The sequence below is a fragment of the Variovorax sp. Root411 genome (assembly GCF_001425205.1).
Classification (GTDB): domain Bacteria; phylum Pseudomonadota; class Gammaproteobacteria; order Burkholderiales; family Burkholderiaceae_C; genus Variovorax.
This window is the reverse complement of record NZ_LMDW01000004.1, coordinates 121,548-141,414: the sequence shown is the minus strand read 5'-3', so window position 1 is coordinate 141,414 and position 19,867 is coordinate 121,548. Positions and strand designations below refer to the sequence as shown.

The 19,867-nt window shown below is 67.4% G+C and carries 22 protein-coding genes; 11 read left to right on the top strand and 11 right to left on the bottom strand.

Going from position 1 to position 19,867, the window contains the following annotated elements; translation table 11 throughout:
• Positions 1-12: 12 nt before the first annotated feature.
• Positions 13-441, bottom strand: a complete 429-nt coding sequence (locus ASC92_RS09340; protein ID WP_056513719.1) for an acetyl-CoA carboxylase biotin carboxyl carrier protein — start codon at positions 439-441, stop codon at positions 13-15.
• Positions 442-554: 113 nt separating this feature from the next.
• Positions 555-1,493 carry a nitrogen assimilation transcriptional regulator NAC gene (gene nac, locus ASC92_RS09335; RefSeq protein WP_056513716.1) on the bottom strand — a complete coding sequence of 313 codons (939 nt, stop codon included), beginning with the start codon at positions 1,491-1,493 and terminating at the stop codon, positions 555-557.
• A 137-nt stretch (positions 1,494-1,630) separates the two neighbouring features.
• Here nac and ASC92_RS09330 point away from each other — a divergent pair, with 137 nt between their 5' ends.
• Both ASC92_RS09330 and ASC92_RS09325 read left to right on the top strand, forming a co-directional pair.
• Entirely contained in the window at positions 1,631-2,857 is a 1,227-nt protein-coding gene (locus tag ASC92_RS09330; protein WP_056513712.1) for an aspartate transaminase, read from the top strand.
• Between the two features lie 17 nt (positions 2,858-2,874).
• Positions 2,875-3,546: an RraA family protein gene (locus tag ASC92_RS09325; RefSeq protein WP_056513711.1), complete on the top strand. Its 672-nt coding sequence runs from the start codon at positions 2,875-2,877 to the stop codon at positions 3,544-3,546.
• A 10-nt stretch (positions 3,547-3,556) separates the two neighbouring features.
• Here the strand turns inward: ASC92_RS09325 and ASC92_RS09320 are convergent, their stop codons facing one another.
• The gene (locus tag ASC92_RS09320; RefSeq protein ID WP_056513707.1) at positions 3,557-4,483 is read right to left on the bottom strand and encodes a LysR family transcriptional regulator; all 927 of its coding nucleotides are present in this window, start codon (positions 4,481-4,483) and stop codon (positions 3,557-3,559) included.
• A gap of 112 nt (positions 4,484-4,595) precedes the next feature.
• Here ASC92_RS09320 and ASC92_RS09315 point away from each other — a divergent pair, with 112 nt between their 5' ends.
• The 4 genes from ASC92_RS09315 to ASC92_RS09300 are packed head-to-tail and all read left to right on the top strand — an operon-like array spanning position 4,596 to position 8,456.
• Positions 4,596-5,534 carry a dihydrodipicolinate synthase family protein gene (locus ASC92_RS09315; protein ID WP_007829002.1) on the top strand — a complete coding sequence of 313 codons (939 nt, stop codon included), beginning with the start codon at positions 4,596-4,598 and terminating at the stop codon, positions 5,532-5,534.
• 49 nt (positions 5,535-5,583) lie between these two features.
• Positions 5,584-6,552, top strand: a complete 969-nt coding sequence (locus ASC92_RS09310; RefSeq protein WP_056513701.1) for a Bug family tripartite tricarboxylate transporter substrate binding protein — start codon at positions 5,584-5,586, stop codon at positions 6,550-6,552.
• A complete protein-coding gene (locus tag ASC92_RS09305) occupies positions 6,542-7,255 on the top strand; it encodes an SDR family NAD(P)-dependent oxidoreductase (protein ID WP_056513698.1) in 714 nt (237 codons plus the stop codon). The genes ASC92_RS09310 and ASC92_RS09305 overlap by 11 nt, the downstream gene beginning before the upstream one ends.
• Positions 7,256-7,289: 34 nt before the next feature.
• On the top strand, positions 7,290-8,456 hold the full coding sequence (locus tag ASC92_RS09300; protein WP_056513695.1) for a mandelate racemase/muconate lactonizing enzyme family protein: 1,167 nt from the start codon (positions 7,290-7,292) through the stop codon (positions 8,454-8,456).
• Positions 8,457-8,571: 115 nt separating this feature from the next.
• Here ASC92_RS09300 and ASC92_RS09295 read toward each other — a convergent pair whose 3' ends face one another.
• Complete coding sequence (locus ASC92_RS09295; protein WP_056513692.1) at positions 8,572-9,558, bottom strand: tripartite tricarboxylate transporter substrate-binding protein; 987 nt, start codon at positions 9,556-9,558, stop codon at positions 8,572-8,574.
• 195 nt (positions 9,559-9,753) lie between these two features.
• Between ASC92_RS09295 and ASC92_RS09290 the strand changes: the two genes are divergently transcribed.
• The gene (locus tag ASC92_RS09290; protein ID WP_056513690.1) at positions 9,754-10,302 is read left to right on the top strand and encodes a MarR family winged helix-turn-helix transcriptional regulator; all 549 of its coding nucleotides are present in this window, start codon (positions 9,754-9,756) and stop codon (positions 10,300-10,302) included.
• Positions 10,303-10,382: 80 nt separating this feature from the next.
• Positions 10,383-10,829, top strand: coding sequence for a universal stress protein (locus ASC92_RS09285; RefSeq protein WP_056513687.1), 447 nt, complete (start codon positions 10,383-10,385; stop codon positions 10,827-10,829).
• Positions 10,830-10,855: 26 nt separating this feature from the next.
• Here ASC92_RS09285 and ASC92_RS09280 read toward each other — a convergent pair whose 3' ends face one another.
• From ASC92_RS09280 to ASC92_RS09265, 4 genes are all read right to left on the bottom strand, one after another.
• The gene (locus tag ASC92_RS09280) at positions 10,856-11,074 is read right to left on the bottom strand and encodes a hypothetical protein (protein ID WP_056513684.1); all 219 of its coding nucleotides are present in this window, start codon (positions 11,072-11,074) and stop codon (positions 10,856-10,858) included.
• A complete protein-coding gene (locus tag ASC92_RS09275; protein ID WP_056513679.1) occupies positions 11,071-12,057 on the bottom strand; it encodes a helix-turn-helix transcriptional regulator in 987 nt (328 codons plus the stop codon). Before ASC92_RS09275 ends, ASC92_RS09280 begins: the two co-directional genes overlap by 4 nt.
• Before the next feature lie 197 nt (positions 12,058-12,254).
• Positions 12,255-12,950, bottom strand: coding sequence for an aspartate/glutamate racemase family protein (locus ASC92_RS09270; protein WP_235505757.1), 696 nt, complete (start codon positions 12,948-12,950; stop codon positions 12,255-12,257).
• Positions 12,951-13,403, bottom strand: coding sequence for an Lrp/AsnC family transcriptional regulator (locus ASC92_RS09265; RefSeq protein WP_056513676.1), 453 nt, complete (start codon positions 13,401-13,403; stop codon positions 12,951-12,953). It abuts the gene before it with no gap.
• A gap of 208 nt (positions 13,404-13,611) precedes the next feature.
• On the opposite strand from ASC92_RS09265, the gene gcvA reads away from it, so the two are divergent.
• The gene (gcvA, locus tag ASC92_RS09260; RefSeq protein WP_056513787.1) at positions 13,612-14,562 is read left to right on the top strand and encodes a transcriptional regulator GcvA; all 951 of its coding nucleotides are present in this window, start codon (positions 13,612-13,614) and stop codon (positions 14,560-14,562) included.
• A gap of 15 nt (positions 14,563-14,577) precedes the next feature.
• Here gcvA and ASC92_RS09255 read toward each other — a convergent pair whose 3' ends face one another.
• Genes ASC92_RS09255 through ASC92_RS09245 form a run of 3 tightly spaced genes read right to left on the bottom strand, consistent with a single transcriptional unit; the run spans position 14,578 to position 16,994 of the window.
• Positions 14,578-15,378 (bottom strand): amino acid ABC transporter ATP-binding protein, encoded by an 801-nt coding sequence (locus ASC92_RS09255; protein ID WP_056513673.1) that lies wholly within the window; start codon positions 15,376-15,378, stop codon positions 14,578-14,580.
• 1 nt (position 15,379) lies between these two features.
• Positions 15,380-16,183, bottom strand: coding sequence for an amino acid ABC transporter permease (locus tag ASC92_RS09250; protein ID WP_082519541.1), 804 nt, complete (start codon positions 16,181-16,183; stop codon positions 15,380-15,382).
• A gap of 10 nt (positions 16,184-16,193) precedes the next feature.
• A complete protein-coding gene (locus ASC92_RS09245; RefSeq protein WP_235505755.1) occupies positions 16,194-16,994 on the bottom strand; it encodes a transporter substrate-binding domain-containing protein in 801 nt (266 codons plus the stop codon).
• Between the two features lie 364 nt (positions 16,995-17,358).
• Here ASC92_RS09245 and ASC92_RS09240 point away from each other — a divergent pair, with 364 nt between their 5' ends.
• Both ASC92_RS09240 and ASC92_RS09235 read left to right on the top strand, forming a co-directional pair.
• Complete coding sequence (locus ASC92_RS09240) at positions 17,359-18,501, top strand: saccharopine dehydrogenase family protein (RefSeq protein ID WP_056513670.1); 1,143 nt, start codon at positions 17,359-17,361, stop codon at positions 18,499-18,501.
• Between the two features lie 63 nt (positions 18,502-18,564).
• Positions 18,565-19,821, top strand: a complete 1,257-nt coding sequence (locus ASC92_RS09235) for an NAD(P)/FAD-dependent oxidoreductase (protein ID WP_056513667.1) — start codon at positions 18,565-18,567, stop codon at positions 19,819-19,821.
• The last annotated feature ends 46 nt before the right edge of the window (positions 19,822-19,867 follow it).

Sequence of the window (19,867 nt, the reverse complement as noted above, 5' to 3'; positions counted from 1 at the left end):
GCGCGTGCCTCCTCATGCGAAGCGGAACAGGGGCTGCCCCGCTTCCACTTCGTCGCCGGAGCGTGCGAGTACGTTCCGCACGATGCCATCGCGCTCGGCGCGGACCTCGTTGAACATCTTCATCGCCTCGATCACGCACAGCAGCTGGCCCGCTTCCACGGCCTGCCCCGGCTGCACGAAGGGCGGCTCGCCGGGCGCGGGCTGCAGGTGCACCACGCCGTGCAACGGCGCGAGGCACTCGGCACTGGCAGCGGGCGGTGCAGCTGCTTCTTCGATGGCTCGCGGCGGTGCCTTGACGAAGGGCCTTCGCGCGGCGGGCGCAGCCCCAAGCGCCGACAGCTTCACCAGCCGCAGCGTGCTGCCGTTCTCGCTGAACTCCAGTTCCGCCAGGTCCGATGCGGCCAAAGCGTCGATGAGCGTCTTGATCTGTTCCTGCTTCATGCCGGGGCTGTGGTGGCCGACGCGTTCCGCGAACGCGTGACGGCATGCATGAAAGGTAACGGGCCATGGGCACAAAGCCCAAGACGGAATGGCTGTGCCGGGATAAGGCCGGCTTATGACAGCGCGGCGAGCTCGGGTTCGGGCGTCGACGCAACCTTGCCGGCCAGGTCGACCACGAGTTCGAGCAGGATGTCCTTCACGGCCTGCGCGGGTTCCGACAGCGGCAGGTGGTCGGACTGGCACAGCGCCAGCGGCGCCTCGATGACCGGGTCGACGATGGGGAATTGCCAGGCCCCGCAGCTCGCCACCACCTCGCGCGCCATCGACGCGGGCAGGATGGTGGCGCCCAGCCCGTCGGCGATGGCGGCCGTGAGCGTGAAAGCCGATTCGATCTCGGCCACCACGCGCGGCACCATGCCCGCGCGCACGAAGGCCTCGTCCACCAGCTTGCGCACCACGTTGTACGGGCGCGGAAGAAAGAGCTCGATGTCGCGCAGGTCGGCCAGCTTCACCGGCTGCGAGGGCGCCGGCATCGCGGCCGGCCCGACCAGGAACAGCGGTTCCTTGAGCAGCGGCACGAAGGTGAGGCCATGGATGGCCTTGTCGCCATAGAGCACGGCCAGGTCCATGCGGCCGTTCATGATGAGTTCGCTCAGCGTGGTGCCGTAGTTCTCGTTCAGGTAGAGCAGGATGCCCGGATGACGCGCGCGCACGGTGCGCAGCAGCGGCAGCGACAGTGCGGATGCGGCCGTGCCGGGCGCAAGCCCCACCGACACCTGGCCCGACAACCCTTCGCCGGCCGCCTCCATGTCGACGCGGGCCTGCTCGCACTGGCGCAGGATGATCTGCGCGTGGCGATACAGCACCTTGCCGGCCTCGGTGGGCGTCACGCCGCGCTTGGTGCGCACGAGCAGTTGCTGGCGCACCTCGCCCTCGAGCGTGGCCAATTGCTGGCTGAGCGCGGGCTGGGCAATGAAAAGGACTTCGGCCGCCTGCGTGAGGCTGCCGATGTCCACGATCTTCACGAAATATTTGAGGCGTCGCAGGTTCACGCCTTGTCCCCGAAGCAAAAGCCAAGCCTAGCACCGCCCCTGCGCGGCCGGTAGGGGGACTCACCATAAGCTGCGCCTATACGACCAGTGAAAAGTCGTCTTGGCCTCAGCGGTTCGATCTGCGTACCGTTCGGTCCATGCAAGCCACCACCTCCCACGCTGCCTCCCGCATTGCCGCCCGCGTGCGGCGCATCAAGCCCTCGCCCAGCACCTCGGCCGCCGACCGCGCCAACGAACTGCGCAGGCAGGGCAAGTCGATCGTGAACCTCGTGGTGGGCGAGCCCGACTTCGACACGCCGCCCCACATCCGCCAGGCCGCGGCGGCCGCCATCGAGCGCGGCGCCACGCGCTACACGCTGATGGCCGGTACGGTGGAGCTGCGCGAAGCCATCGCCGCCAAGCTCGAGCGCGAGAACAGCCTGCGCTACGCGATGAACGAGATCATTGCCACCAGCGGCGCGAAGAGCGCGATCTACAACGCCTTCGCGATCACGCTGGAGCCGGGCGACGAAGTGATCATTCCCGCACCGTACTGGGTGTCGTACCCCGACATGGTGCTGGCCTGCGAAGGCACGCCCGTCACCGTGGCCTGCCCCGAGGCGAACGGTTTCAAGCTGACGCCCACGCAGCTCGAGGCGGCCGTCACGCCGCGCACGCGCTGGCTGCTGATCAACTCGCCGAGCAACCCGACCGGCGCCAGCTACACCGCCGCCGAATACCGCGCGCTTTCGGAGGTGCTGATGCGCCATCCGCACGTGATGGTGATGACCGACGAGATCTACGAGCACATCCGCTTCGACGGCGAGGCGACGCCGCACATCCTCGTGGAGGCACCCGCGCTGCGCGACCGCACGCTGATCGTGAACGGCGTCTCCAAGACCTATGCAATGACGGGCTGGCGCATCGGCTATGCGGCCGGGCCGGTGGACCTGATCAAGGCGCTGGACACGCTGCTGTCGCAGTCCACCGGCAACTGCTGCTCGGTGAGCCAGGCGGCCGCGGCGGCCGCGCTGAACGGCGACCAGAGCTTCGTGGCCGAGAGCGTGGCCGTCTACAGGCAGCGGCGCGACCGCACGCTGGCGCTCATCAACGCCATTCCCGGCCTGAGCTGCGCCACGCCGCCCGGCGCGTTCTATCTGTACATCAACTGCGGCGGCCTCATCGGCAAGACCACGCCCGAAGGCAAGCGCCTGGCGGAAGACGGCGACGTGGTGATGTACCTGCTCGAAAACGAAGGCGTGGCCGTGGTCGCGGGCACCGCGTACGGCCTGTCGCCCTACTTCCGCCTTTCCATCGCCACGTCGATCGAGACGCTCGAAGAAGGCTGCAAGCGCATCGCGCGCGCCGTGACCGCACTGAACTGAATTCACAAGGACGACCCATGCCCTACAAAGCCATCCGCAAGAACCCGTCGGCCCCGCAGGTGGCGCCGCACATCATCGCCGCGCTGCACGACATCCCGGTGGCCGCGCTCAGCGACAACATGCACCGCAACATCGGCAGCGTGGGCCTGCAGCCTTATCACCGCCCCGGGCACAAGACCATGGCGGGCACGGCCGTGACGGTGAAGACGCGCGGCGGCGACAACTTCACGCCGATGCGCGCCTTCGAGTTCTGCCGGCCCGGCGACGTGCTGGTGATCGACGCGGGCGGCGACGTCACGAACGCAGTGATCGGCGGCATCCTGTCGTTCTATGCCGCGACCATCGGCACCGTGGGCCTGGTGCTCGACGGCGCCGTGCGCGACGTGGCCGAGATCCGCGAGCGCGACTACCCGGTGTATGCGCGCGGCGTGAACCACCGCGGACCGTACAAGGACGGCCCCGGCGAGATCAACGTGCCGGTGTCGGTCGGCGGCATGATCGTGAACCCGGGCGACATCGTGGTGGGCGACCAGGACGGGCTGATGGCGTTCGCGCCGGACGAGGCCGAACTGCTGATCGAGAAGGCCCGGGCGCACCTCGAGACGGAAGCGCGCACGATCCAGGCGATGAAGGAAGGCCGCTGGGACCGTTCGTTCCTCGACGCGCTCGAGGCGCGCTGCGCGAACTGAAACGGACTGATCAGCGGGTCTCGCTGACCAGCGTCCACAACGCCTCGGCCACCGGCGCCATCTGCGCCTGCTGGCGGTACAGGCGAATGTCCACCGGCACGCGCCAGCCGCCCGCACCGGCATCGGCCAGCGCGCCGCTGCGCAGGTCTTCAGCCACCAGGCTCATCGGCAGCCAAGCGAGGCCACGGCCTTCGAGTGCCATGGTGCGAAGCAGCGCGGCGTGGTGGGCCGTGAAGACGATCGACAGCGATGCGGCAAAGTCCTTGCCGAACTCGCTGTCCTGGATCGCCCGCATGATCCGCCCCAGGCCCGAGGCCTCGCTGTAGGCCAGCACCGCAGGCGACCGGCCGGCGCCGAGCACGTGCAGCGGGGCGCCCTTCGCGTCCGCCGCTGACACCGGCACCAGCACGTCTTCGCTCAACCGCTGCACCGGGTACTGCGCCTCGTCGAGCCGCCCCGGCGCACCCGCGTGGCCATGGCACAGCACGAACTGCACGCGGCGCTGCAGCATCAGGTCTTCGCAGGCGTACGAACTGTCGGAGACGGTCTGGATCGGGCCCGTGTGCAGGCGCGATTCGACAGTGCCCAGCCAGCGCGGGAAGAAGGTCAGCGACAGCACGTGCGTGGCTGCGAAGCTCAGGCTGGCTGCGTCGAGGTCGTGCGCGGCGCGGGCCTTGATGCGCGCGGCCTGCAGGCCGGCCAGCACTTCCTGCAGCAGGGGCTGGAAGCGCTTGCCCGCCGCCGTGAGCGCGGTCGGGTGCGCGCTGCGGTCGAACAGGTCGACGCCGACCCATTCCTCCAGCGAGCGGATGTGGCGGCTGAAGGCGGGCTGCGCGATGGAGCGCGCCTGTGCCGCGCGCGAGAAATTGCCGGACTCGGCCAGGGCAAGGAAATCTTCCAGCCATTCGAGGTCGAGCGGTCGGTTGCCAGGGCCCATGCGCAGCGCGGTCAGTTGAATAGTTGTATGCGATTCGAGTATTGGACGGTTCGCGCCCCGCCGGCAAAAGATGCACCCATTCCTGCACCTTGAACCACCACGGAGACACAGCATGCCTTCCATCGCGAATTATCGCGGGATCATTCCCGCCATTTCCTGCCCCTTCACGGCCGACCACCGCATCGACGAGCCAGCCCTGCGCAAGCTGGCCTCGTGGCTCGCGGGGCATGACGGCGTTGTGGCGATCATGACCAACGGCCACACCGGCGAGGTGTTCTCACTGACGCCGTCCGAACGCGCCGAGGTGACGCGCATCGTGGCCGACGAACTGCGCGGCCGCATGCCGGTGATTTCGTCGATCGTCTGCGAAGGCCTGGCCGAGGCCGCCGAGCACGCCCGCGCCGCGCAGGCCGCCGGCGCGGTGGCGCTCGACGTGATGCCGCCGCACCACTGGCTGCGCTTCGGTTTCACGCCCGGCCATGCGCTGCAGTACTTCGAGGCCATCCACCGCGCCGCGCCGGAGCTCGACCTCGTGTGCCACGTGTACCCGGCCTGGACCCGCGCCTCCTACTCGTCGCAGCTGCTGGCCGAGCTGGCGCGCCTGCCTTACCTGCAAGCCTTCAAGGTCGGGCAGCGCGACATGAACAAGTACGCCCGCGACATCCAGGCGATCCGCGAGGCCGATGCGTCCAAGGCCATCCTGACCTGCCACGACGAATACCTGCTGGCCTCGATGGTGCAGGGCGTGGACGGCGCACTGGTCGGCTTCGCGACATTCATCCCGCAGCTGATCATCGACCTGTGGAACGCCGTGAAGGCCGGCGACCTGAAGAAGGCGATGGCGGTGCAGGCGCTCATCACGCCGCTGAAGGACGCGGTGTACGGCGGCGGCGAGCCGACCGGCGAGGCGCATGCGCGCATGAAGGGCGGCATGTTCCTGGCCGGCGTGCTCGACAACGCCACCGTGCGTCCACCGACCGAGGCGCCCAACGCACGCGAGATGGATGCGCTGCGCGCCGCCGTCGAGCAAGCAGGCCTCTCGAAGCGCTGAGCCCACGGGGCCGCGATGCCCCGATGAAAAACACAAGGAGACAAGAGACATGCAACGCAACCATTTCCTGCGCACCGCGCTGGCCGCCCTCGCGCTGGCCGCGGCCTCCACCGGCTTCGCACAAACCTGGCCCAGCCGCCCGGTGCGCATGGTGATTCCGTTTCCGCCGGGCGGCACGCTCGACACCGTCGGCCGCCTGCTGGCGCAGAAGCTCGGCGAGCAGACGGGCCAGACTTTCATCGTGGAGAACCGCGCGGGCGGCAACGGCGTCATCGGCGCCGACGTGGTGTCGAAGGCGCCGGCCGACGGCTACACGCTGCTGTTCAACGCCTCGACCTTCACCACCGCGCCGATGACCATGAAGTCCGTGCCTTACGACGTGGTGAAGGACTTCACGCCCGTGGCGCTGGTGGCCAAGGCGCCGCTGTCGGTGGCCGTGAACAAGAACCTGCCGGTGAGCGACGTGAAGTCGCTCATCGCGTATGCCAAGGCGCACCCCGGCAAGATGACCTTCGCGGTGGGTTCGATCGGATCGGCAGGCCACCTGTCGACCGAACTGCTCAAGCGCGCCGGCGGCGGGCTCGACTACCTGATCGTTCCATACAAGGGCACGGCGCCCGCGTTCCAGGACCTGATCGGCGGGCAGATCGACGGCTTCATCGACCCCATCCTGGGCTCGCTGCAGTACCACAAGAGCGGCATGCTGAAGGTGATCGCCGTCACCTCGGCCGCGCGCGCCGCGAGCCTGCCGAACGTGCCCACGGTGGGCGAGAGCATTCCGGGCTACGAGTTCTACAGCTGGTACGGCCTGTGGGGCCCGGCGAAGCTGCCGGCGGCCATCACACAGCGGCTGAATGCCGAGGTCAACAAGGCGCTGGGCACCGACATGCGCGAGACGCTGAATGCGCAGGGCCTGCTGCTGACGCCGGGCAGCGTGGACGACTTCGTCAAGTTCCAGCAGGCCGACATGGAACGCTCGAAGAAGATCATCGTGGAGGGCCACATCCATGTCGAATGACGCCGCCCCGCCCTCGCCTCCGCACGCCGTAGTGACTGGCAGCAGCGGTGGCATCGGCCGCGCCATCGCGTCGCGGTTGCTCGAAGAGGGTTGGCGCGTGAGCGGGCTCGACCTGGCCGCGCCCACGCTGGACCACGCGAGCTTCGCGCATGTGGCAGTGGACCTGTGCGATGCCGGCGCCATCGCCCGTGCGACGGGCGACTTGCAAGACGCACAAGCGCTCGTGCACGCGGCCGGCGTGCTGCGCGTCGGCCCGCTGGGCGCGCTCGACCACGCGGGCGGCGAGCTGATGTGGCGCCTGCATGTCGACGCGGCCACGCGACTGGCCGACGCGCTCGTGCCCGCGATGGCCGCGCGCTGCCGCGGCCGCGTCGTGTTCATCGGCAGCCGCGTCGCGCAGGGCCTGCCCGGCCGCGGCCAGTACGCAGCCACCAAGGCAGCGCTGATCGCACTCGCGCGCAGCTGGGCCGCGGAGGTCGCGGCGCAGGGCGTGACCGTCAACGTGGTGTCGCCCGGCGCCACGCAGACCTCGATGCTGCAGGACCCGGCCCGCGCGGGCAGCGCGCCGCGCCTGCCGCCCATCGGCCGGCTGATCCAGCCCGAGGAAATCGCCGCGCTCGCGGCCTTCCTGCTGTCGCCGCACGCGGCGGCCATCACAGGGCAGGACATCGCCATCTGCGGCGGCTCGTCGCTGCACCGCTGAACTGTCTCCTCTTTCTTCTCCAGAACCACCGACCATGAAAATCGTCAACATCCTCGAGTCCACGCGTCCCATCAAGTCGGACATCCGCAACGCCTACATCGACTTCTCGAAGATGACCCTGAGCCTCGTGGCCGTGGTCACCGACGTGATCCGCGACGGCAAGCCCGTCATCGGCTACGGCTTCAACTCCAACGGGCGCTATGGCCAGGGCGGGCTGATCCGCGAGCGCTTCCTGCCGCGCCTGCTGGAGGCCGAGCCGGCATCGCTGCTCGACGAGACCGGCGACAACCTCGATCCGCACAGGATCTGGGCCCGCATGATGATCAACGAGAAGCCCGGCGGCCACGGCGAGCGTTCGGTGGCCGTGGGCACCATCGACATGGCCGTGTGGGACGCCACCGCCAAGATCGCCGGCAAGCCGCTGCACCAATTGCTCGCGGAGCGCTACGGCACCGGCACGCCGGACCCGCGCGTGTTCGTGTACGCGGCAGGCGGCTATTACTACCCGGGCAAGGGCGTGGAAGGCCTGCAGCGCGAGATGACCAGCTACCTGGAGCGCGGCTACTCGGTGGTGAAGATGAAGATCGGCGGCGCCACGCTGGCCGACGACTGCGAGCGCATCGAGTCGGTGCTGAAGATCCTCGGCCCAGGCCAGCAGCTGGCGGTGGACGCCAACGGCCGCTTCGATTTGCAGACGGCCGTCGACTACGGCCGCGCGCTCTCGCAGTACCCGCTGTTCTGGTACGAGGAAGCCGGCGATCCGCTCGACTACGAACTGCAGGCAAAGCTCGGCGAGGTGTACGCCGGCCCCATGGCCACGGGCGAGAACCTATTCTCGATGCAGGACGCGCGCAACCTCATCCGCCACGGCGGCATGCGGCCCGACCGCGACTGGCTGCAGTTCGACTGCGCGCTGAGCTACGGGCTGGTGGAGTACCTGCGCACGCTCGACATGCTCAAGGCGCACGGCTGGTCGCCCTCGCGCTGCATTCCGCACGGCGGCCACCAGATGTCGCTGGCCATCGCGGCAGGCCTCGGGCTCGGCGGCAACGAGAGCTACCCCGACCTGTTCCAGCCCTACGGCGGCTTCCCCGACGACGTGAAGGTGCAGAACGGCTACGTCACGCTGCCACCGCTGCCGGGCATCGGCTTCGAAGGCAAGGCCGACCTGATCACCGAGATGCGGGCCCTCGCCATTTGAGGCCTGTCACCACCTGTTCGCGAGACGCCACGGAACCGGCTTCGCCGGGCCGCAGGCGTCGCCCCCGGTAGGGGGAAGGAGTAGCGACACGAAGTGCGCGAAGCCTGGGGGCGAGCTACGGATGAAAGCCGGAGCGGCGCACGACCGGCTCCCATTGCTGGCGATAGTTCTTGAGCATCTGCGCGGTCTCGGCCGCGTTGCTGACCACGGACGTGATGTAGAGCGCCTCGGCCGCCTTCTGCAGCCCCGGGTCTTTCATGACGTCGCGGATCGCATTGGACAACAGTTGCACCTTGGCGGGCGCCATCGTGCTGGGCGCGAAGAAGGTGTTCCAGCCGTCGGCATCGATCTTCATGCCGGCTTCGCGGAAGGTGGGGATGCTGGGCGCGAAGCTCGCGCGCTTCTTGCCTGAAGTGGCCAGAATGCGGATCTTGCCGGCCACGTGCTGCGGATAGAGCGAGTCGAGCGTGTCGATCGCGATCGGCAGGCTGCCGCCGCTCAGGTCGGCCGACAAGGGCGCCGAGCCGCCATAGCCCTTGATCTCCGGCTGCACGCTCAGCGCATCGCCCACCATCAGGCCGAAGAAGTGGGGCAGGCTGCCGGTGGCGGGCACGCCGAAGACCGCCTCTTCAGGGTGCGCCCAGAGCCGGCCGACGAGGAACATCGCGCGATCGAGCTGGAGCTTGTTGCCGACCGCCAGCGCGAAGTCGTAGCTGCTGACTTGCGAGACGGGCACGAAGTCCTTGTCGGGGTCGTAGCCCGCGTCCTTGAACACCAGCGGCGCGACCACCATCACGGCGGGATTGCCGAGCATCAGCACGTTCTGCCCCGCGGGGGCGCGCTTCACTTCCTTGGCCGCGAGCCGGCCGCCCTCGCCCGGACGGTTTTCCACGCTCACCTGGATGCCGAGCTTGGGCGTCAGCCGCTCGGCGATCAGGCGCGCGATGCGGTCGGTGCTACCGCCCGCGGCGTAGCCGACCACGAGCGTGAGCGGTCCGCCGTCCAGCGCGGCGGGCGCCTGGGCATGGACCATGGGAGCGCAAGCGGTCAGGGCGACGCCCCACGCCATGATGAGCTTGCGCCTGGAAAGAAATACGGACATCGGTTCTCCTGCGGACAGTTGTCGTGAATGGGGCACGCGCGGCTTTCACGGCGAAAATCGCGCGCCCGAACTGTTTCCAGTCGTTCAAATTTGTTACTGGTTTATACGTATGCATAAACTGTTGATCTAATCCACCATCCGTCCGCCGAGGCAGGCGGACCACACTTCCTGCCCCTCATCCCTTCCGTCATCCCCATGCAACAAGCTTTCCCCGATGCAGCAGCGTTGCGCTCGCCCCGCTCCCTGGACGATCTGCTGCTGTACCGGCTGTCCCGTGCCGTGCGCGCGGGCAGCGGCATGGCGACACGCCTGGTCGAGGGGGGCTTCGGCATCACGCGCCGCGAGTGGGGCATGGTCGCCACGCTGGCGCAGGAGGGCGAGATGACTTCGTCCACGCTGGCCACGCACCTGCACCTGGACCGGGTGCGCACCTCGCGCGGACTGCGCAGCCTGGTCGAGAAGAAGCTGGTGGAGCGGCGGCAGGACTCGCAGGACCGGCGCGAGGTGCATGTGCAGCTGAGCGCTTCGGGCCGGCAGCTGTTCGGCCGGCTGTTTCCGCGGATCGCGGGGCTGAACACGGAACTGCTGGAAGGCATCGAGCCCGCGCACCTCGACATCTTCCTGCAGTGCCTGCGGCATCTGGAACAGCGTGGGGTGCAGTTGCTTGCACAGGGGGTGGTCGCGGAGAAGGCGGACCGCCGTTCGGGGGGAACGCGGCACCGGTGGCCGGAGCGCGGGGGCTGACGGCGCCCTTGCATGGGCGCAATCGCGAACTAGACTGAACCATGAGGGCACCCGCGGTGCCGGGGGCCAAGGAGCGTGCCATGTACAAGCGTGTTCTTGTCCCGACCGATGGCTCCGCGCTGTCGGAGCAAGCGGTCAACACCGCCATCGAGCTGGCCTTGTTGACCAATGCGGAACTGGTGGGCGTCACCGTCGCGCACATCGAGCCCGTCGGCTACTTCGAAGGCTCGATGATGCTGAGCCAGCGGGACATCCAGGCCTCGCAGGCGCAGACGGACCAGGCCGCGCAGCACCTGGTCGACAAGGTCGCGGCCCTCGCGCTAGGCAAGGGCGTTCGCAATGCGCAGGCCATCGTCATGAAGTCGAACCAGGTCGCCGAAGCCATCATCGCGACCGCGAAGAACCAGCAGTGCGACCTGATCGTGATGGCCTCGCACGGGCGGCGCAGCCTGGCGCGCCTGCTGATGGGCAGCGAAACGCTGCATGTGCTGACGCACTCGCACGTTCCGGTGCTGGTGCTGCGATAGGCCAGCTCGCCGCTGGCGGCGCCCGTTCAGGCCTGGCTCGGTTCGCCGCCTGCCTGGGGCTCCTGAGTCTCCTGATCCAGCCATTGCAATTCACTCAGGAGATAAGGCCTGGAAAGAACCATTCCGTCCAGCCGAACGCGAACGGCGAGGCCATACACCTTGGTGATCGTTCCCGGCTTCCCCTGGAACTCCACCCGCGCCCCTCTTCGGACGGGAACCTGGGCGTAGATTTCCTCGAATTTCATCGCAAGAACTCCTGTGAGATCGCGCATTCACGCTCGCCATCGGCCATGACCGCGCTCGGCGCCATGCCGAAACGAGTTCTAAAACGCCGCGAGAAATGCGCAGCCGATACGAAGCCGCAGCGGGCGCAGATCTCGCCGATCGTGGCGCTGCTGCGCCGAGCCCCTCGCAGCAGGCCATGGGCCCGCTCCAGCCTGTGCGCCATCAGCTCCGCGCCAAAAGCCGTTCCATCCTGGGCCATCCGCGCATGCAGGCTGCGCACCGAGATGCCCAGCTTCTCGGCGACGACCTGGGGATTCAGGGTGGGATCGGCATACATCTGCTCGACCACCTGCCGCACCTTGCGCCTGAAGAAGGTGCGCTCCCTGCGAACCGTCGTCAGTTCTCCTTCCCTTGCACCAAGAAGAACGGCGTGCACGGCTCCGACGAGCAGATCGGACAACCTCTCGGATTCGGCCTTTTCGAACGCGTGCGGCCACGCGCTGAGCATGCGCATCTGGCCGGCCAGAAGGTGGAGCGCGGCGTTTTGCGGCTGAGGGCGAGCAACCAGGCTTTCAACGACACCCGCGTGAGGGCCCAGCGCCGCAAAGGGCACGGCCAATGCGAGCATGCTGACCGATTGCCGATGGTTGAGCCGGTATTCACGCCTGCCGTCGATCAGGAACGGCTGCCCCGGCGCCGCCTGCATGCCTCGCTCCAGTTGCAGGACATCGCATTTCCCCGACGCATAGAGTTCAACGAAGAGAAACGGCCGTTCGAGGCGCGCCAGGTCCGAGGGCGTGCACACGACGTCGTGCGGGGAGCAGACCTGCACATGGTTGAGCGCCAGTTCCTCGAAGCCACGCATGGTGAGCGTGGCTTCGAAGTCGTCGGGCCACGGCACGTTCGGGGTCACCGGCGTCTTCGCCTTCTGGCTCGCCTCGCGCCAGAACTCCGTTCGGCGCTTCGGCTCGATGTGCAGCGTCGACCATTGGTTGAAAATCATCGCGCGGCAGAGCGATCGAGGTCCGCGATCTGTTCGATCCGGCATCGGACTCACTGCCATCGCAAGATGTGTCCGATGCTTCCTCTTTCGTCCCGCCCTCCCTTCATTCGGTTTTTGGGCGAGAGAATAATCACAAAATCGATTCTTTCGCGACGGCCTTGCCTATGAACGCAGGAAAAATTGACTCTTGGCGCAGCTCATTTTTCAGCGCGACTCGCCCATCGTGCAGCCAGCAGCGTTTCGATGTCGTGCACGCGGCGCCCCGTGGCGCGTGCGATCGCCTCGCGATAGGGGGGCATGTTGGTGCACTCGAGCACGATGTCCTCGACCGACGGCGACAGATCCACCAGGCGGCATGCGGCATCGACCACGTTCCGGGCTGCCTCCGCGAGATCGAGTTGGGTTTCGTTGCGAAGGATGCGCCGGTGGAACTCGCACCCGGGCTCCATGCCCTGCACGGGCGTCCCCCGCGGCACGCCGGCCATGGCCAGGATGCCGGGGCCCAATGAAGCCGCGTCGAAGGTCAGGATGCCCGGCCGCGAGAAGTCCCGGCATTGCAGCAGGCTCGAGGTGACGATGGGAACGGGCACGGCGTCGGCCAGCGTGTCCTGGTAGGCGGCCAGGAAGCCGCAGCTGGTCGTGATCATCGCCGCGCCCTGCCCGGCCATCGCCCGAGCGGCATCGACGAAAGGCTGCAGCAGCGCAGGGTCGGCCTGCTTCACGATGCGCTCGGGCGACGCGCCAGTGACCACGTGGAACCGGACCGGAATGCCATGGCGGAAAAAGGTCTCGGGATTGCCGATGTCGCCCGGCGGCCGCGGGAAGCGCGTGTCGAGCATCAGCACGCCGAGGAAGGCGCCGGCATTGCGGGTCATGTCCATGGAGCTGGCCATTCACTCCACCGTGCTGCGGCGGTCGATCTTGCGGCTCAGCACGATGGAGGTCTGCGTCTGGTTGATGCCGTCGATCTGGCCCATCTGGTCGAGGAGCTTGTCGAGCTGTTCGGGGGTGCCGCACCGCAGCAGGACCATGTAGTCGAACTGGCCGCTCACGGCCCAGACTTCCTCCACCTCGGGCAGCCGCTCGAGCGCCTTGATGGTCGCGGGGGCGCCTTTCGCATTGACGCTGAGGCCGCAGAAGGCCCGCACCGCGGCCTGTTCGAGCCGCTGGCCAAGGCGCACGCCGTATCCCGAGACGATGCCCTCGCGTTCCAGCCGAGCGATGCGTGCGACCACGGTGGTCCTTGCGATCTTGAGCTTGCGCGCGAGATTGGCGGCAGGCTCGCGGGCGTTGGCTTGCAGCAGCGTCAACAGATGGCGGTCCAGGTCGTCGAGTCGTAGGTCCATGGCGGCCCCTGCAGCGGAAATGAATGGATTGTGACCCGGGCGAAGCGAATGCCCGGGCGCCGGTGTCGGGAGCATCACCATCGCCAACGCAGCGATCGATGGACAGCGAAAAGCCGGAACGATTTCATGTCAAACTGGAATCAATGCGGGCCATCAGGCGCCACCTTTCATTCAAGAACGCCGTCAGCGATCTTACGTTTTGATCATCATGTTCAGACGCGAATTTCTTCCCCCCATGGCCCAGCTGCTGGCCTTCGAAAGCGCGGCGCGTCACGCCAGCATCTCGCGAGCCGCGCAGGAGCTCCACCTGACGCAGAGCGCCATTTCGCGGCAGATCAAGCTGCTGGAAGAGCAACTGGGCACCGCGCTTTTTCATCGCGTGCGGCAGCGCGTGGTGCTCACCGAAGCCGGCCGCGTGTATGCGGCCGAGCTTCGCGGCGGCCTGGACAGCGTGTCCAACGCCACCCAGCGCGTGGTGACCATGGGCGGGATGGGAGAGGTGCTCAACCTCGCGGTGCTCCCGACATTCGCAACGCGATGGCTGATCCCGCGCATGAAGCGTTTTGCCGCGCTGCATCCGGGCGTGACGGTCAACTTCGCAGCGCGGACCGAGCCCTTCGATTTCGCGCGCGAGCCCTTCGACGCGGCAATTCACTTCGGGGCCGATTTCTGGCCGGGCGCTTCCTGCGACTATCTGCTCGGGGAGAGCGTGGTCCCGGTGTGCAGCCCCGAGTTCAAGCGCCGCAGCGGCATCCACACGCGCGAGGACCTTGCGGGCCAGTGCCTTCTTCATCAGTCATCGCGCCCCATGCAGTGGTCGGAGTGGTTCGAGCAGGTCAAGGTGAGCGCCGCGCATGCGATGCGCGGCCCGCGCTTCGAGCACTTCGCCATGCTCGCGCAAGCGGCGGCGAATGGCCTGGGCGTTGCGCTGGTGCCGAAGTTCCTCATCGAAGAAGAGTTGGCCTCCGACCGGCTGGTGGTGCTGTTCCGCGAGGCGCTGCTAACGCAGCGGGCCTACTACGTGGTGGTGCCGGAAGTCGCCGCCGAGAACCGCCTGGTGCTGGCGTTTCGCGACTGGCTGGTGGCCGAGGCCGCCGCGTCGCGGCCGTCGGGCGCCTCGCCGAAATCACGCACCCCGGCTGCAGCCGCCGGACGTTGAACCGCCAGGGAATGCTCACGCCGCTGCTGCTGCTGCGACGCCCGCGGCCTCCGACGACGCCTTGAAGCGCCCGAGGAAGGCACGCGTCGATTCCTGCCGCGGGTTGTCGATCACCACGCTCGGCGGGCCGCATTCCGCGACCACGCCGTCGCGCATGAAGATCACCTGGTCGGCCACTTCGCGCGCAAAGCCGATCTCGTGCGTCACGAGGATCATCGTCATGCCTTCGCGGGCCAGGCCCTTGATGACGTTGAGCACTTCGCCGACCAGTTCCGGGTCGAGCGCGGAGGTTGCTTCATCGAACAGCATGACCGTGGGCTTCATGGCCAGCGCACGTGCGATCGCCACGCGCTGCTTCTGTCCGCCCGAGAGTTTGTCGGGGTAGTAGTCGGCCCGGTCGAGCAGGCCCACCTTCGCCAGCAGCGCGCGCGCCTCGGCCTCGGCCTGCGCCTTGGGTGTCTTCAGCACGGTGACGGGTCCTTCCATGACGTTGCGCAGGGCCGTCATGTGGGGGAAGAGATTGAAGTGCTGGAACACCATGCCCGTCGATGCCCGGAAGCGCGCGAGGCTGCGCTCGTTGGGCAGCGCGGTGCGCGCACCGTCGAACTCGATGGTCTGCTCGCCGACCGTGATGCGGCCGCCGTTCGGGATCGACAGCAGGTTGATGCACCGCAGCAGCGTCGACTTGCCGGACCCGGAGGGCCCGATCATCGCAACCACCTGGCCGCGCTCGATCTGCAGCGAGATGTCCTTCAGGACGACGTTCTGCCCGAAGGCTTTCTTCAGGCTGGAGATTTCGATCAAGGGCTGGGCCATGTCAAACCTCCTTCGGGCCGGCGCCGTATTCCATGCGCTTGGCCCAGATCGTGATGGGCAGCAGGACCGCGAAGTAGGCGATCGCGATGAAGGTATAGAGCTCCAGCGGCCGGTAGGTGTCGTGGGCGATGACCTGGCCCTGGTAGAGCAGGTCGGGCACCGCCAGCACCGACAGCAGCGAGGTGTTCTTCAGCTGCATGATCGACTGGTTCATCAGCGGCGGCACCATTTTCTTGAAGGCCTGCGGAAGGATCACGCGCCGCAGCAGCTGCAGCCGCGTCATGCCGATTGCCTTGGCGGCCTCGGTCTGGCCGGGGTCGATCGAAATGATCCCGCCGCGCACGATCTCCGAATAGAAGGCCCCGCCGTAGAGCGACAGGCACAGCGTGGCGGCCACCACGGCCGACATCTCGAGCCCGGTCAGCACCGGCAGCGCGTAGTAGAACCAGACGAGCTGGACCAGCACCGGCGTGCAGCGGAAGACCTCGATGTAGGCACGCAGCGGCGCGGTGATGAGCGGGTTGCTCGAGAGCCGGCCCAGCCCCGTGACCAGGCCGACGAGCAGCCCCAGCACCACGCAGATCACCGTGAAGAGCAAGGTGTAGAGCAGGCCCGACACCAGCAGGCCCCGGAATTTCCAGAGCACGCCGAAGTCCCAGTCGTAGCCGGCTGCACCGGCCCCCAGGGCTCCGCCCGAGAAGTGCTTCACGGCGGCCCAGGCGCCCGCGAGGGCCAGGACGACCAGCAGCGCCGTGCCGAGCTGGGAGCGGCTCTTCGGCTCGCTCGAAGATTCCACGCTGTCCATCGAAGCGTCCTCAGAACTTGATTTCGGGCGGGAATGCGCTGGCGGGCACGCCCGCGAGTTTTTCCATGTTCTTCAGGATCACGCCGCGGACTTCGCCCTTCGCGCGAACTTCGGCCAGCCAGGCGTTGACGGCCTTCTGCATGCCGGTGTCGGCCTCCTTGCGCAGGCCGATGCTCACCGGGGCGGTGTAGACCGGCTGCGGGATGTACATGGTGCCGATGGATGCGCGCTTGGCGAGCAGCGGTTGGGCGAGCAGGATCACAAGCACCTGGCAATCGGAGCGGCCGGCCTGCAGCGACATCGTGGCGGCGCCCGAGTTTTCGAGGCGAGAGACGTCCGCCTTGGGCAGCACGCGCGTGGCGAGCTGGTCATGGCTGGAGCCGACGTCCACGACGATCTTCATGTCGGGCGCGTTCAGCTGCTCCCAGGTCTTCTGCGGGATGCCTTTCTTGCACACCACGGTGTAGGTGTTGTCGAAAAGCGTGTCCGAGAAGCCCACCACTTCCTTGCGGGCCGGCGTGGGGGCCATGCCGAACATGGCGTCGATCTTGTTGGACTGCAGGTCGAGCACCGCGTTGCCCCAGGTGGTTTCGACGTATTCGACCTTCGCGCCGAGCTTCTGCGCCAGGCTTTCCGCGAAGTCGGGTCCGAAGCCCTCCCACTTGCCGTTGCTGATGTCCTTGGCGAAATACGGAATGGCACCTGCGACGGCGCCGACGCGCAACACCTTGGTGCGCTGCACCCGGGCCAGCGAGCTCTCGGGTTCCTGGGCAAAGGCAGAGCCCAGCGCGCAGACGGTTGTCACAGCCACGAGGGCACGGAAAAGGATTCGTTTGGTCAGCACAATCACTCCAAGCAAGAAGCTCGCCATAAAAGAAAAGGAAAGTATCGCTTTCCGGCCCGGGTCCAAGTCTAGAAGTCCGGACTGTCACATTCAACGCGGCACATCGTCAGGATGACGGAATTCTCTCGTCAAACCGTCAGCGTCTTCGGCGAAATGCAGCCCGCGCCACCGTTTTACCGGGTCCTGGCGGGGCGTCGGGGCACATTTGACGAACCGCGTCGTCGGAACGACGAAGCGCGCCGCCCTTTCGCCGATCTGCTCTCTACCATCCGCCAGGACTCGCTTCTACAGTTCTTTTCACAGGGCAACGTTGCCCCGCAGGAGAAAAGAAATGACGAAAGTGAAGATCGAAAAAGTGCTCGTCCTGGGTGCCGGCAAGGTCGGCAGCACAGTGGCCGACATGATCGCGGAGTACCACCGCCTGCCCGTGACGCTGGCCGACGTGAGGCCGGGCGGCGGCGATGAAAACGATCCGCTGGTGCAGCGCATTGCGCTCGACGTCGAAAACACCGAAGACCTGCGCACGACGCTGCGCGCGCACTCGGTGGTGATCAACTGCCTGCCGTTCTTCCTCGCGCAGCGCGTGGCCACCGAAGCGGCGGCATGCGGTGTCCACTACTTCGACCTCACCGAGGACGTGGCGGCGACGAAAGCCATCCGCGAGATCTCGAAGACGGCCACCTCGGTCCTCATGCCCCAGAGCGGCCTGGCGCCCGGCGTGATCGGCATGCTCGGCGGCTACCTCGCCAGCCGCTTCGACGAGCTCTACGACCTGCGCCTGCGCGTGGGCGCCCTCACGCGCAATGCCACCAACAGCCTGCGCTACAACTTCACCTGGAGCATCGACGGCGTCATCAACGAATACTGCAATCCGTGCGACGCCATCGTGAACGGCCAGCTGGTGTCGGTGCAGCCGATGGAAGGGCACGAGACCTTCACGCTCGATGCCGAGGCCTTCGAAGCCTTCAACACCTCCGGCGGCCTGGGCACGCTGTGCGAGACGCTCGCGGGCAAGGTGCGCAACCTCGACTACAAGACCATCCGCTACCCCGGCCATTGCGACGCGATGAACTTCCTGCTGCACGACCTGCGCCTGATTGAGCGGCGCGACCTGCTGCGCCAAGTGCTCGAGCATGCCGTTCCGCACAGCCGCGAAGACGTGGTGATCCTGTTCGCCTCGGCCTCCGGCCGGCGCGACGGCCGCTTCGAGCAGGAGACGCGCGTCGGGCGGGTGTTCGGAGCGCCGCTGCGCGGCAAGGACCGCACCGCCATCGAGCTGACCACGGCCGCCGGCGTCGTCGGCGTGTTCGAGCTGCTGCGGCAAGGCAAGCTCCCCGCGCGCGGCTTCGTCGGCCAGGAGCAGGCGCCGCTCGGGCAGTTCCTCGCCACCAAGGTCGGCCACTACTACCAAGGGCTCGGCGTGGCGTCGTCCGCCCCTGCGCCCAGGCCCAAGGGCGAGCCCGCGCACGCCTGACCGGCTCTCTGGCCGACCGCGTGCCGTCGGCGTAGGTAGTCGGCGCGGGCGAGAATCGGATTGATGAAGAAGAACACTGTTGCCATCCTGGGCGCCGGCATCGTCGGTGTGTCGTGCGCCCTTGAGCTTCAACGGCGAGGGTTCGAGGTCACGCTCTTCGACCGCTCGGAACCGGGCCGCGAAACGTCGTACGGCAACGCCGGGGTGATCGCACGCAGCTCGCTGATGCCGTTCAACAATCCCGGGCTGTGGTCGGCGCTTCCGAAGCTGCTCAAGAACACCTCGGCGAGCTTTCGCTACGACCCCGTGTTCCTCGCGAAGAACCTTCATTGGGCCGTGCGCTTTCTCGCCAATGCGCGTAGCAGCGTGTTCCGGGAAACGACTGCCGCGCTGGACGCGCTGATTCGCCTCTCGACGGCGGAGCACCAGCGCCTGCTCGTCGAGGCAGGGGCGGCACATCGCCTGCGCACCAATGGATGGCTGTTCCTCTACCGCAGCGAGCAGGCCTTTGCCGGCAGCCGGCTGTCGCGCGAGACCTTCGACCGGTTCGGCCTTGCCACGCAGGTGTTGAATGCGAAGGCGCTCTCGGACCTGGAGCCTCATCTGAAGCCTCTGTTTCCGCGCGCACTGTGGATCCAGGACACCGCTTCGGTGGACAGCCCCGGCCGCGTCGTGGAGGCGTATGTCGGGCTTTTCGTTTCCCGCGGAGGGCAGCTCAGGCAGGCATCGATCGGCGGGCTCGGCCGATCCGGTGCAACGGGTGCCTGGCAGCTCCACGAGGAGAACGGTGCGGTGCACGAGGCGTCGAAGGTCGTGCTCGCGCTGGGACCGTGGACCCGCGAGTTCGCCCAGAAGGCGCTCGGCATCTCTGTGCCGATGGCGTTCGAGCGCGGCTATCACATGCACTACAGCGCTGCCCGCAACGCCACGCTCGGACGGCCTGTCTACGACACCGGCGGCGCCTATGTGCTGTCGCCCATGGAACAGGGGCTGCGCCTGTCCACTGGCGTGCAGCTCACGCAGCGCGATGCGCCGAGAAACCTCGCGCAGCTCGACCTTGCGGAACGATCGGCGCGCGAAGCGTTTCCGCTGGAAAGCCGCCTTGACCCGGAGGCCTGGCTGGGAAGCCGGCCCACCCTGCCGGACAGCCGGCCGATCGTCGGAGAATGCCCGCGGCATCCCGGCCTGTGGCTGGCGTTCGGCCACCAGCACATCGGCTTCAGCACCGGCCCGGGAACTGCCCGCCTGCTAGGGTCGCTGATGCTCGGCGAGCAGTGCGAGATCGATCCGCTGCCGTTTGCGCCGGGGCGGTTCCTTTGATAGGTCCATGGGGGCTGCACAAAGGTGGGCCGGGGCGATTAGCTTC